This is a genomic window from Isoptericola sp. NPDC055881, from assembly GCF_053615895.1.
Map to the genome: position 1 here is coordinate 1 of NZ_JBSHCR010000096.1, position 11,863 is coordinate 11,863.

The window sequence follows — 11,863 nt, forward strand, 5'->3', positions numbered from 1 at the left end:
AGGCGACCCGGCCCGACGCCGGTCGTACGAGAGAGAGCAGCCGTCAGCGGCCGCGCAGCCCCTTGCGGTCGGGGCGGGCGCGCATCGGGTCCACGCCCTTCGGGATCGGCAGGCGAGCGCCGCCGAGCGCCTTGAGCCGCTTGTGGACCTGGTCGGCCTCGGGCTTGGTGAGCGAGCGCTTGAGCTTCTGCACCTTGCGGGCGACCTTGGGCAGCGGGACCTGCCCCTCCTCGTTGCCGCACTGGATCAGCGCGATCGGCACGTTCGGGACGATGCGCGCGACCTTGCGGCGCTCGTCCTCGAGGAGACGCTGGACGCGGTGCGACGGTCCCTCGCTGACGAGGACGATGCCCGGCCGGCCGACGCCGCGGAACACGAAGTCCTGGGTGCGAGGGTTGATCGCGACCGGCTCGTCCTCGAAGGTCCAGCCGCCGCGGACCGTGCCGAGCGCGGCGCGGGCGGCGCCCGGCTGGCCCTCGATCTGCGTGTACGCGGCCTTCTCCGCCTTGCGGGTCAGGACGAACATCGCGCCCAGCGCCGCGAACGGGATGCCGAGCACCACGATGTACAGGATCTGGAAACCGGTCGGGACGTCGAGCAGCAGCACGACGGCGCTGACGACGGCGAGGATCCCGACGAACACGCCCAGGAGCAGCCACGTGACCGTGGGGTCCTGCTTGCGCGTCATCTGGTACGCGGCCCACACCTGGTGGTACCAGCGCTGCTTCTTGGGCTTCTTCTGCTGACCGGTGGCGTCGGAGGGCGCGCCGGCGTCGGACTTGGTGCGGGCCATGGTCGTCAAGTCTAGTGCGCCGGACGGGCCAGCAGGCTCGCGGCCTCCTGGCGCGACGTCGTCGGCTCCGCGAGGTGCGCGAGCGCCTCCGGGACGGGCAGGCCGCGACGCGTCATCGCCTGGCCCCACAGCCGGCCAGCGCGGTACGACGACCGCACCAGCGGACCCGCCATGACGCCCAGGAAGCCGATCTCCTCGGCGGCGTCGGACAGCTCGACGAACTCCTCCGGCCGCACCCAGCGGTCCACGGGGTGGTGGCGCAGGGAAGGGCGCAGGTACTGCGTGATCGTCACCAGGTCGCAGCCGGCGTCGTGCAGGTCCTGCAGGGCGTCGCGGGCCTCGGCGACGGTCTCGCCCATGCCGAGGATGAGGTTGGACTTGGTCACCAGGCCGGCCTCGCGGGCTCGGGTCAGGACCGACAACGAGCGGTCGTACCGGAAGCCCGGCCGGATCTGCTTGAAGATGCGCGGCACCGTCTCCACGTTGTGCGCCAGGACCTCGGGCCGCGACCCGTTGACCTCGTCGAGCAGCTCCGGGATGGCGTTGAAGTCCGGGATCAGCAGCTCGACGCCCGTGCCCGGGTTGAGCGCGTGGATCTGGCGCACCGTCTCCGCGTACAGCCAGGCTCCGCCGTCGGCCAGGTCGTCGCGGGCGACGCCGGTGACGGTCGAGTACCTCAGGCCCATGGTCCGGACCGACTCGGCGACGCGGCGCGGCTCGTCGGCGTCGAAGTCCGCCGGCTTGCCCGTGTCGATCTGGCAGAAGTCGCAGCGGCGCGTGCACTGGTCGCCGCCGATGAGGAACGTGGCCTCGCGGTCCTCCCAGCACTCGAAGATGTTGGGACAGCCGGCCTCCTCGCACACCGTGTGCAGGCCTTCGCCCTTGACCAGGCCCTTCAGCTCCCGGTACTCGGGACCCATCGTGGCCTTGGTCTTGATCCACTCGGGCTTCTTCTCGATGGGGGTGGCGGCGTTCCGGGCCTCGATGCGCAGCATGCGGCGGCCTTCGGGTGCGATCGTCACGGGTGTCTCCCGGTCGTCGTCGAGCAGGTGGACGTCGGCGGGGGCTGGCCTGTGCGGACCCTGACCGCGCCGGACCTCGTCAGACTACGGGAGCGTGGTCGCCCGGTGTCGGGACCTGCTCAGCGCGTGGACGTGACGTCAGCAACACCGGAGCGCTCCGCGCTGGCGCGCAGGGGGCCGAGGTGGCGGTCGAGGGCGTCGACCAGCGGTGACCGCACCTCGTCGAGCGTGACGACCCGGCCGGTCTCGATGCTCAGGGAGGTCACGTCGGCGTCCGTGATGCCGCACGGCACGATGCGGTCGAACCTGCTCAGGTCGGGGCAGCAGTTCAGGGCGATCCCGTGCATCGTGACCCCCTTGGCGGTGCGCACGCCGATGGCGCACACCTTGCGCTCGCGACGGTCGCCGGCGGCGGCGAACCAGACGCCTGTACGGTCGGCGACCCGGACCGTCTCCTGGCCGAAGCCGGCGCACACGTCCATGACCGCCTCCTCGAGCGCGCGCACGTACGCGACGACGTCGATCGGCTCCGCGAGCCGCAGGATCGGGTAGACCACCTGCTGCCCCGGTCCGTGCCAGGTGACCTTGCCGCCGCGGTCCACGTCGACCACGGGCGTGCCGTCGGTCGGGCGCTCGTCGCGGTGGGTGCGCCGCCCCGCGGTGTAGACGTCGGGGTGCTCGACGACGATCAGGGTGTCCGGCCGGTCGCCGGCGACGACATCGGCGTGCACGCGGCGCTGCAGCTCCCACGCCTCGTGGTAGTCGGTCAGTCCGGGCAGCGTCATCACGTCCACCCGGCCGAGGCTAGTCCTCGTGGTCCCCGCGCTGCGCGCGCACCAACGTGACGAGGATCTCACGCAGCGCGGCCACCTGGTCGCCGTCCAGACCGCGGGCGGTGAGGTCCTCGGCCGGCTGCACCCGGCTGGCCTCGATGACGGCGGCGCGCCCGTCGTCCGTGATCGCGACCGCGCGACGCCGGCGGTCCTGCGGGTCGTCGCTGCGGGTGACGTAGCCGGAGCGCTCCAGGCGGGCGACGACGCGGCTCATCGTCTGCTCGGTCACGCCGTTGAGCCGCGCGAGCTCGCGCTGCGTGCGCGGTCCGGCGAGCAGGTGCAGGAGGACCGGGTGCCCGGCATGGTTGAGGTCCCACCTGCCGAGGTGGGCGTTCCAGTCGTGCTCGATGCGCCGGACGGCCGTGAACAGGAGGCGGCCGGTGGGCCACTGCGCCGGGTCGTCGCTCGTCGGGTCGGCGGCGGCGGCCTCGAGCCATCGGGCAGAGGGCGACGTCGCGTCGGGTACGGGCGCGTCGTGGGTCACTTGCTGCTCACCTCCCAGTCAGGCAGGATACTCAGCATGCTGAGCAATCGTGGATCAGGACTCCTCCGGGGCCTCGCCATTCTGGCAGCCATCGGGGTGTGGCTCGCCATCGGCGCGTTCGGAGGGCAGGCCCAGGGCAACCTCAGCAGCGTCCAGACCAACGACAACGCGGCGTTCCTGCCCGCGAGCGCCGAGTCCACGCAGGCGGCCGAGCTCGCCCGCGAGTTCACCGACTCCGAGACGCTCCCGGCGCTGGTGGTGACCGAGACGTCTGACGGGTCCGCCCTGACCCCCGAGCAGCTCGCCGACGTCCAGGCGTTCGCGGACGCGATCGCCGACGCCCCGCTGGAGGGCACCTCCGGTGACGAGCCGCGGACCGTGGGCGACGTCAGCGTCGCCGACCCCGTGGTCGTGCCGTCCGAGGACAAGCAGGCCGCGCTCGTGGTCGTCTCGCTCGACGCGGCGCAGGCGTCCGAGGACGTCGGTGCCGAGGAGTCGAGCGTCTCCGAGCTCGCGATCGGTGCGCTGCGGACGCTCGCCGCCGCCGACGCTGCCGACGGCGGGCTGGCCGGCACCGGCCTGGAGACGTGGGTCACGGGGCCGGCGGGCTTCGTCGCGGACCTCGTGAGCGCGTTCGGGGCGATCGACACCGTGCTGCTGCTCGTCGCGCTCGGCGCCGTCCTGGTGATCCTCGCCCTCGTCTACCGCTCGCCGATCCTGCCCTTCGTCGTGATCCTCACGGCCGTGCTGGCGCTCTGCCTCGCAGGCCTCGTCGTCTACCAGCTCGCCGCGAACGACGTCCTGACCCTCAACGGCCAGTCGCAGGGGATCCTGTCCATCCTCGTGGTGGGTGCCTCCGTGGACTACGCCCTGCTGCTGGTCGCGCGCTACCGCGAGGAGCTGCGCACCAGTGAGTCGCCGTACACGGCGATGCGGCGTGCGGTCCGCGCGTCGGTCGAGCCGATCGCCGCCAGCGCGGGGACGGTCGTCGTGGGCCTGCTGTGCCTGCTGCTGTCCGACCTGTCGTCGAACCGCAGCCTGGGACCGGTCGCGGCCATCGGCATCGTCGCGGCGTTCCTCTCGGCGATGACGCTCCTGCCCGCCATGCTGCTCGTCGGTGGCCGGCGGGCGCGGTGGGTGTTCTGGCCCAAGGTGCCCCATGCCCAGCCCGCCGAGGTGGCCGGGGCGGACGGGAACCCCGCCCCGACGGCCGCCGTCGCGCCCGACGACGACACGCACGTCGAGGTCGCCGGCCACGGGGTGTGGTCGCGCGTCGCCGGCTTCGTCGGCCGGCACGACCGGGTGGTGTGGGTCGTCACCGCCGTCGTGCTCGCCGCGGGAGCCGCGTTCGTCCCGACGCTGGACGCCAACGGCACCGGCGACTCCGAGGTGTTCCTCACCCAGGTCGACTCGGTCGACGGCGAGAAGGTGCTCACGAGCCACTTCGAGGGGGTGTCTGCCCAGCCTGCCACCGTCATCGCGCCCCAGGAGGACGCGGACGCCGTCGTCGACGCCGCCGAGGGCACGGCCGGGGTCACCGCGGCGACGATCGTCACCGACCAGCCTGCCACCGCCCCGGGCATGCCCGCGCAGGGTGACCCGCTGGTCGTCGACGGACAGGTGCGCGTCGACGTCACGACGGAGGCGCCGTCCGACAGCCAGGAGGCCGTCGACACCGTGGCGGACCTGCGCACCGCGGTGCACGACGTGAGCCCCGACGCCCTCGTCGGCGGGGCGGCCGCCGAACGGCTGGACACCCAGGTGGCCGGACAGCACGACCTGCGCACGATCGTCCCCGTCGTGCTGGCCGTGATCCTCGTGATCCTGGTCCTGCTGCTGCGCTCCGTGCTCGCCGCGGTGCTGCTCATGGCGGCGAACGTGCTGTCCTTCGGGTTCGCGCTCGGCGTCGCCGCCCTCGTGTTCAACCACGTCCTGGACTTCCCGGGCGCCGACCCGGCCGTGCCGCTCTACGCGTTCTGCTTCCTCGTCGCGCTCGGGGTCGACTACTCGATCTTCCTCATGACGCGGGTGCGTGAGGAGAGCCTGCGGGTGGGCACGCGTCCTGGCGTGCTGCGCGGGCTGGCGGTCACGGGCTCGGTGATCACGTCGGCGGGCGTGGTGCTGGCCGCGACGTTCGCCGCGCTCGGCGTCATCCCGCTGCTGTTCCTCGCCCAGCTCGCCTTCATCGTGGCGTTCGGCGTGCTCGTCGACACCCTGGTGGTGCGCAGCCTGCTGGTGCCGGCGCTCGTCCACGACGTGGGGGACCGCGTGTGGTGGCCCGCACGGCTCGGGCGCCGGGCGCCGGCCGTCACCCCGTCGAGTCGATGAGCTCCAGCAGGGCGCGGGCCGCGTCCCGGATCTCGTCGTGGTCGTGCTGGCCCGCCCGGCTCTCCAGGGAGACGACGGCGCACCGGTGGACCTTCGTCAGGTCGCCGTAGGGGAACGACACCGCCTGCTTCGTCTCCGGGTTCTCGTCGTCGTCGACCCCGAGGTGCCAGTGGCGGAACTCGGTCCACCCCTCCCGCTCGACGAACCGGTTCTCCGCGTCCGTGGTGGGCGCGTGCTCGCTCCAGTCGTCGCGCTCGTCGCGGACCACCTTGCCGTCGCGGACCAGCGCGCGCGCCTGCTCGAGGCCGGGCTGGTTGAGTCGTGTCGCCATCGCCGTTCGCTCCTTCCGTCGTCGTGCGTCGTCGGTCCGGGCCAGCACCCGGCCTCGTCCCGGTCTACGGGAGGGCCCGCCTGCAGGCAACCGGCCCGGCGCCGCGTGGCACGGCGACGCCCGACGGCGCGGTCCGGCACCATGGAGCCATGGTCACGGACGAGGCAGCACAGGCGGGCGCGACCGACGGCACGACGGCGCCGCCGCCACCGCGCCTGGCGATCGTCGGGTACGGGGGAGCGGGACGTGAGATCCACGGCCGCCTGGCCGCGGAGGCAGGCCTGCAGGTGACTGCGGTGGTGACGCGCGACCCCGGTCGGCGCAACCAAGCGGCCGGAGACTGGCCGGGGGCCCGCCTCCTGTCGGACCTCGACGCGCTGATCACCGCGCGCCGGTCGTACGACGTCGTGGTGGTCGCCAGCCCCACCACCCTGCACGCCGAGCACGCCGCGGCCCTCGCCCGTGCCGAGATCCCGTTCGTGCTCGACAAGCCGATCGGTCTCGACGCGCACCAGGCGCGCGCCGTCGTCGAGGAGGCCGGAGCCACCGGCACCCCGTTCACCGTGTTCCAGAACCGGCGCTGGGACCCCGAGCAGCTCACCCTCGCGGCCCTGCTCGACGGCGGCGACCTCGGCGACGTGCACACGTTCGAACGGCGCTGGGAGCGCTGGCGCCCCACGCCGAGGCAGCGCTGGAAGGAGAACGACCCCGTCGGCGGCGGCCTGCTCCTGGACCTCGGCCCGCACCTGGTGGACTCGGCGACGCAGCTCTTCGGCCGCGTGCAGTCCGTCTGGGCGCAGACCCGCAAGCTCACCACCCCCACCGAGGACGACGTCTTCCTGGTGCTGCAGCACGAGCCCGGCGGCGGGCGGGCCGCGAGCCCCCAGGGGGTCGTGTCACGCCTCTGGGCGGGTTCCGTGGTGGGTGCCCCCGGTCCGCGCACCCGCGTGCTGGGTTCGTCCGGGGCGTACCTCGTGACCACGTTCGAGCAGGACGCGTCCCCGTTCGAGACGCTCGACGACGACGCGCCCGAGGGCTCCGTGGGCTGGTTCACGCGTGGCCGCGACCGCCGGGCCGTGCCCGCCGCGCCCGGCGGCCACGCCGACTTCTACCGGGCCCTGGGCCCCTGGCTGCGCGGCGACGAGCCCGCACCGGTGGACCCTGCCGACGCCGTGCGCACCGCGGAGGTGCTCGACGCCGCGCGCGTGTCCGCCCGCGAAGGTCGACGCGTCGCCCTCTGACGGCAGGTGGCGCTGACCGGGCCTGTGGATGACGGCGCAGCCCGAGCACCGCGGAGGTGTTCGATGGCATCGTGCCGACCCAGACGCTCCCCATCCCGACCGACGCCGGTGCCCGTGACGCTCTCCTGGCACGCGTGAGCGCGCTCGCTGAGCTGCGCCACCCGTGCGTGGAGCCCGTCGCCGCCGTGGACGTGCGCGACGACGGCACGCTCGCCGTGCGTCGCGGTGGGGCTGCCACCGACCTGCCGACCGTCCTCGCCGTGCGGGGCAGGCTCACGTCGCGGGAGGCTGCCGGGGTGGTGGTCGCCGTGGCTCGCGGGCTCGCCGCGCTGCACAGCGCCGGGCTGCGGCAGGGTGGCCTCGACGTCGGCGACGTGGTGCTCGGGCCCGACGGGACCGCGCTGCTGCGTCCGCGCGCCACGGTCGCGCTCGACGTCACCATGACCCGGGCCGACGAGGACGAGGCCGCCGACGTGCACGCCCTCGCGCTGCTCGTGGCCGAGCTTCTCGGCGACCGCGACGACGACGACGCCGTCGGGCTGCGCGCCGTGCTCGCGGCGGCGTCCGCGCCCGACCCCCGGGTTCGACCCGAGGCCGGCACGCTCGCCGCCCAGGCCGACCGGGCGGTGCCGCCCGAGCCGGTGCGCCTGCCCGAGGCCGCAGCGCTCGCCGGCGCCGCTCTCGGACGGCGGCCCGCCACCCGCGCAGCCGTGCAGGGTTCCCTGCCTTCCCGTCGGCGAGTCGTCCGGGGCGGTCGTGGTGCGCACGGTCCGCAAGACGCTCGTCGTGGTCGTGGTCGTGGTCGTGGCTCGGTGGCGCCGCCGCCCCCGCGTGCGGACGCTGGCGGCTCGCGCCGCGGCGTCCGGCACGGGCGGGTGACCCGGGCGACCCGGGGGAGGCCCGCGGGTCACGTCCTCGCTGCCGGCGGCGCCGTGGGGCTGGTGGCCTTGCTCGCGGTCGTCGTGCTCGAGGTCCGGTCGCCGTCCGGCGGCGCCGTGCCTGCCGTCGCGCCGGCGCCGGCCACGGTCGCTCCTGCGGCGTCGGGCACGACCGTCGAGCGCGCGGACCCGACCGGCGACCCTGCGGACCCCGCAGCCGCCGCGGCGGAGCTGACCCGCAGGCGTGTCGAGCTGCTGTCGCCGGGGCCCGGCGGGGACGCGGTGACAGGCGCCGCCACCCTGCACGACGTGGACGTGCCGGGGTCGCCCGTGCACGAGGCCGACACCGAGCTTCTCACCGACGCCGCCCGATCAGGCACCGCCGTGCGCGGCGCCGAGGCGCGCGTGCAGGCCGCGCGCACGCAGCGCCATCAGGACGGCCAGGCCGATGTCGTGGTGCGTTATGTGGTCGGTGCGCACGAGCAGGTCGCGGCCGACGGCACCGTCACCGCGGTGCCCGAGACCGAGCGTCGCACCGCCACCCTGCGGCTCACCTGGACGTCGGACGGCTGGCGCGTGGCGGACGTCGCCTGACCGCTCGCCGCGACGAGAGCGCTGCCCGGGGGACGGCGAAGGGCGCCCCAGCCGAAGCCGGGACGCCCTTCGCCGTCGTCAGGGACGAGACGCGATCAGAGGCCGACCTCGGCCTCGAACGACGCCTCCTCGATGCGGGCCTTGACCGCGGTGAGGAAGCGCGCGGCGTCCGCACCGTCGACCAGGCGGTGGTCGTACGAGAGGAACAGGTACGCGAACTGGCGGATGGCGATGGTCTCCTCGCCGTCCGGGCTCGTCACGACGGCCGGCTTCTTGGTGATCGTGCCGGTGCCGAGGATGGCGACCTGACCACCGGGCACGATCGGCGTGTCGATGAGCGCGCCGCCCGAGCCGGTGTTCGTGATCGTGAAGGTCGCGCCGGACAGCTCGTCCGGGCCGACCTTGTTGGCCCGGGTGCGCGCACCCAGGTCGCCGATCTGGCGGGCGATGCCCGCGAGGTTCAGGTCGCCGGCGTTCTTGATGACCGGGACCACCAGGCCGCGCTCGGTGTCGACGGCGATGCCGACGTTCTCCGACGGGTGGTAGGTGATCTCGCCCTTCTCCTGGTCGATCGAGGCGTTGATCTTCGGGAACGCCTTGAGCGCCTCGACCGCCGCGAGCGTGTAGAAGGGCAGGAAGGTGAGGTTCGCACCCTCGCGGGCCTTGAACGACTCCTTCGCCTTCGCGCGCAGCTTGGCGACCTTGGTGACGTCCACCTCGACCACGGTGGTGAGCTGGGCCTGCGTGTGCAGGGACTCGACCATGCGCTCGGCGACGATCTTGCGCAGACGCGACATCTTCTCGGTGGTGCCGCGCAGCGGGGAGACCGGCGGGACGGCCGCCTTGGCGGCGGGGGCCGCGGCGGGCGCGGCAGCAGCCGCGGGCGCCGGAGCGGCAGCCTTCTCGGCCGCGGCGAGCACGTCCTCCTTGCGGATGCGGCCACCGACGCCGGTGCCCTGGATCGCGGAGACGTCCACGCCCTTCTCGGCCGCGAGCTTGCGCACGAGCGGCGTCAGGTAGGAGCCCTTGCCCGACGCGGCCGCAGGAGCCGGCGCAGACGGCGCGGCGGGGGCCGGCGCGGGCTCGGCAGGCTTCTCCGCAGCAGGCTTCTCGGCGGCGGGCTTCTCCGCGGCGGGGGCCGGTGCCGACGGAGCCGGAGCGGGCTCCTCCGGCTTCTCGGGCGCGCCCACGGGCTCGGGAGCCTTGGCGGGCTTCTGCTCGGCGGGCTTCTCAGCAGCCGGCGCGGCGCCGGAGCCGATGACGGCCAGCACGGCGCCGACCTCGACCGTCGCGTCCTCCTCGACCAGGAGCTGCTGGACGGTACCGGCGACGGGGGACGGGATCTCGGTGTCAACCTTGTCGGTCGAGACCTCGAGCAGCGGCTCGTCTACCTCGACCGAGTCGCCGACGGCCTTGAGCCAACGGGTCACGGTGCCCTCGGTGACGGACTCGCCCAGGGCGGGCAGGGTCACCTCGGTGCCCTCGCCGCCACCGGAGGCGGGCGCCTCGGCGGGGGCCTCGGGCTCCTCGGTAGTCTCGGGCTCGGTGGTCTCGGGCTCGGCGGCCTCGGGCTCCGCGGCGGGCTCGGGCTCGGTGGGGGTCTCGGGCTCGGCGGCGGACTCGGCGGCCGGGGCCGCGTCGTCGCCGCCCGCGCCGGAACCGTCACCGACGACGGCGAGGGTGGCGCCGACCTCGACGGTCTCGTCCTCCTCGACGAGGATCTGCTCGAGGACGCCGGCGACCGGCGACGGGATCTCCGTGTCGACCTTGTCGGTCGAGACCTCCAGCAGGGGCTCGTCGACGGCGACGGTGTCGCCGACGGCCTTGAGCCAGCGGGTGACGGTGCCCTCGGTAACGGACTCGCCGAGTGCAGGAAGCTGCACGTTCTCTGACATGACCTGTGGAGTCTCCTTCGATCAGTGGGTCAGGCGACCTGCCGAGGCGTGCCGGTCCTGCCGGCCCGCGAAACCTCTGGTTGCCGCGTTCTGGTCACTGCCTGCCATCTTGTCACCTCGACCGGGTGCGCCCCAATCGTTCGGGGGCACTGGTCGGTGTGACGCTGGGTACACCTGACCGCTCCATGACCTTCAGGACACCTCCGGACCGCCTCCAGAACATGGTGCGGACGGCGGCGGTAGTCTCGCGCCATGTCGCTTCGGACCTCGTGGGGACGCCTGCTGGGCAGGTCGTCGTCCCCGGCCTCCGGCACCGCCCCGACCTCCGGCTCGCGGGGCGAGACCGTCGCGTACCTGCAGGACTTCGTGCGGACGCGCGTCGGGGTCGAGGCGTACGTGGAGCCGCCCAACGCTCAGACCCCCACGACGGTGCTGCTGGTCGCCACCACGGGGGAGTGGACGCGCCGCCGCGTGCCCGACGAGCGCACGGGGTTCGAGGTCGCGCGCTCGCTGGGCGTGCCCGTCTACAACGTGCGGTTCACGGGCTACCCGCAGCGCATGCGGGACTGGACCTCCGCGCAGCGCCGCAAAGACTGAGCGCGGCGTGACGCCGGGCGGCGGGGAGCAGGGCGTGGGCGAGTGGGCCCAGTACGACCACGGCGACGCGCCCGACGAGGGCACGGACGACGTGTGGTCGGCGGTCGCGGACGGCTGGGCCGAGCTCTGGGGCGCGGTCGCTGCCCCGGTGTGGGGCCCGCTCCTGACCGCCACCGGCGTCGGACCGGGCACGCGCGTGCTGGACGTGGGGTGCGGCACGGGCGAGCTCCTCGAACGGGCGGCCCGCGACGGTGCGGAGGCCACCGGCGTCGACCTCGCCCCGGCGATGGTGCGGCACGCGCGCGAGCGCGTCCCGGCCGCGACGGTCCGGGTGGGGGCGGCGGAGCGGCTGCCGTTCCGTGCCGGCGTGTTCGACGTCATCCTGGCGGTGAACGCCCTGCAGCTCGTCGAGGACGCCGGCGCGGCGCTGGCGGAGCTGGTCCGGGTGCTGGCACCCGGCGGTCGGGTCGGGCTCGCGGGCTGGGCCGAGGGCGCCCGCAACGACCTCGACGTCGTCGAGCGAGCGGTGGCGGCGGCGTACGAGGAGGACCCGCCGGTGGACGGGCCGCTGCGTGCGCCGGGAGGGTTCGAGACGGTGCTCCGCGCGGCCGGCCTCGACGTCGTCGGCTCCGGTGTCACGGACGTCGCATGGTGCCCTGCCGACGCCGACGGCCTGGTGCGCGGCGTCCTGCTCGGGGAGGACCCGGCCACGCAGGCCGAGCTCGCCCCCGCGGTCGTCGCTGCCGCGGCGCCGTTCCGGGAAGCGGGTGGCGGCTACCGGCTCGCGGGCGCGTTCCGCTGGGCCGTGGCCCGCGGCGTCTGACCGCGCTGTCTGACCGCGCCCGGCCGCCGCAGCACGTGCTGCGG

At 74.4% G+C, this 11,863-nt stretch carries 11 protein-coding genes; 5 read left to right on the top strand and 6 right to left on the bottom strand.

Annotated features, from left to right (window positions below; translation table 11 throughout):
* Positions 1–43: 43 nt before the first annotated feature.
* The 4 genes from ACWGKI_RS19265 to ACWGKI_RS19280 form a co-directional block, all read right to left on the bottom strand.
* A complete protein-coding gene (locus tag ACWGKI_RS19265; protein ID WP_452189174.1) occupies positions 44–793 on the bottom strand; it encodes a DUF4191 domain-containing protein in 750 nt (249 codons plus the stop codon).
* A gap of 11 nt (positions 794–804) precedes the next feature.
* Positions 805–1,815, bottom strand: coding sequence for a lipoyl synthase (gene lipA / locus ACWGKI_RS19270; RefSeq protein WP_380241024.1), 1,011 nt, complete (start codon positions 1,813–1,815; stop codon positions 805–807).
* A gap of 119 nt (positions 1,816–1,934) precedes the next feature.
* Positions 1,935–2,600 (bottom strand): lipoyl(octanoyl) transferase LipB, encoded by a 666-nt coding sequence (gene lipB / locus ACWGKI_RS19275; protein WP_452189188.1) that lies wholly within the window; start codon positions 2,598–2,600, stop codon positions 1,935–1,937.
* A gap of 19 nt (positions 2,601–2,619) precedes the next feature.
* Positions 2,620–3,132: a MarR family winged helix-turn-helix transcriptional regulator gene (locus ACWGKI_RS19280; RefSeq protein WP_452189176.1), complete on the bottom strand. Its 513-nt coding sequence runs from the start codon at positions 3,130–3,132 to the stop codon at positions 2,620–2,622.
* A gap of 36 nt (positions 3,133–3,168) precedes the next feature.
* On the opposite strand from ACWGKI_RS19280, the gene ACWGKI_RS19285 reads away from it, so the two are divergent.
* Positions 3,169–5,460: an MMPL family transporter gene (locus ACWGKI_RS19285; RefSeq protein WP_452189178.1), complete on the top strand. Its 2,292-nt coding sequence runs from the start codon at positions 3,169–3,171 to the stop codon at positions 5,458–5,460.
* Here the strand turns inward: ACWGKI_RS19285 and ACWGKI_RS19290 are convergent.
* Entirely contained in the window at positions 5,441–5,791 is a 351-nt protein-coding gene (locus ACWGKI_RS19290; protein ID WP_380241018.1) for a hypothetical protein, read from the bottom strand. The genes ACWGKI_RS19285 and ACWGKI_RS19290 overlap by 20 nt on opposite strands.
* A 149-nt stretch (positions 5,792–5,940) precedes the next feature.
* Between ACWGKI_RS19290 and ACWGKI_RS19295 the strand changes: the two genes are divergently transcribed.
* Both ACWGKI_RS19295 and ACWGKI_RS19300 read left to right on the top strand, forming a co-directional pair.
* Positions 5,941–7,032 carry a Gfo/Idh/MocA family protein gene (locus ACWGKI_RS19295; protein WP_452189180.1) on the top strand — a complete coding sequence of 364 codons (1,092 nt, stop codon included), beginning with the start codon at positions 5,941–5,943 and terminating at the stop codon, positions 7,030–7,032.
* Positions 7,033–7,103: 71 nt separating this feature from the next.
* Complete coding sequence (locus ACWGKI_RS19300) at positions 7,104–8,504, top strand: hypothetical protein (RefSeq protein ID WP_452189182.1); 1,401 nt, start codon at positions 7,104–7,106, stop codon at positions 8,502–8,504.
* A 95-nt stretch (positions 8,505–8,599) separates the two neighbouring features.
* Here ACWGKI_RS19300 and sucB read toward each other — a convergent pair whose 3' ends face one another.
* The gene (sucB, locus tag ACWGKI_RS19305; RefSeq protein WP_452189184.1) at positions 8,600–10,399 is read right to left on the bottom strand and encodes a 2-oxoglutarate dehydrogenase, E2 component, dihydrolipoamide succinyltransferase; all 1,800 of its coding nucleotides are present in this window, start codon (positions 10,397–10,399) and stop codon (positions 8,600–8,602) included.
* A 252-nt stretch (positions 10,400–10,651) separates the two neighbouring features.
* Between sucB and ACWGKI_RS19310 the strand changes: the two genes are divergently transcribed.
* Positions 10,652–10,996: an oxidoreductase gene (locus tag ACWGKI_RS19310; protein ID WP_380241009.1), complete on the top strand. Its 345-nt coding sequence runs from the start codon at positions 10,652–10,654 to the stop codon at positions 10,994–10,996.
* Positions 10,997–11,003: 7 nt separating this feature from the next.
* Positions 11,004–11,819, top strand: a complete 816-nt coding sequence (locus ACWGKI_RS19315; protein WP_452189186.1) for a class I SAM-dependent methyltransferase — start codon at positions 11,004–11,006, stop codon at positions 11,817–11,819.
* The last annotated feature ends 44 nt before the right edge of the window (positions 11,820–11,863 follow it).

Bases quoted from the DNA above. Each gene is read 5' to 3' on its own strand.
- ACWGKI_RS19265 (WP_452189174.1), bottom strand. From the start codon at position 793: ATGGCCCGCACCAAGTCCGACGCCGGCGCGCCCTCCGACGCCACCGGT.
- lipB (WP_452189188.1), bottom strand. From the start codon at position 2,600: ATGACGCTGCCCGGACTGACCGACTACCACGAGGCGTGGGAGCTGCAG.
- ACWGKI_RS19285 (WP_452189178.1), top strand. From the start codon at position 3,169: ATGCTGAGCAATCGTGGATCAGGACTCCTCCGGGGCCTCGCCATTCTG.
- ACWGKI_RS19290 (WP_380241018.1), bottom strand. From the start codon at position 5,791: ATGGCGACACGACTCAACCAGCCCGGCCTCGAGCAGGCGCGCGCGCTG.
- ACWGKI_RS19295 (WP_452189180.1), top strand. From the start codon at position 5,941: ATGGTCACGGACGAGGCAGCACAGGCGGGCGCGACCGACGGCACGACG.
- sucB (WP_452189184.1), bottom strand. From the start codon at position 10,399: ATGTCAGAGAACGTGCAGCTTCCTGCACTCGGCGAGTCCGTTACCGAG.
- ACWGKI_RS19310 (WP_380241009.1), top strand. From the start codon at position 10,652: ATGTCGCTTCGGACCTCGTGGGGACGCCTGCTGGGCAGGTCGTCGTCC.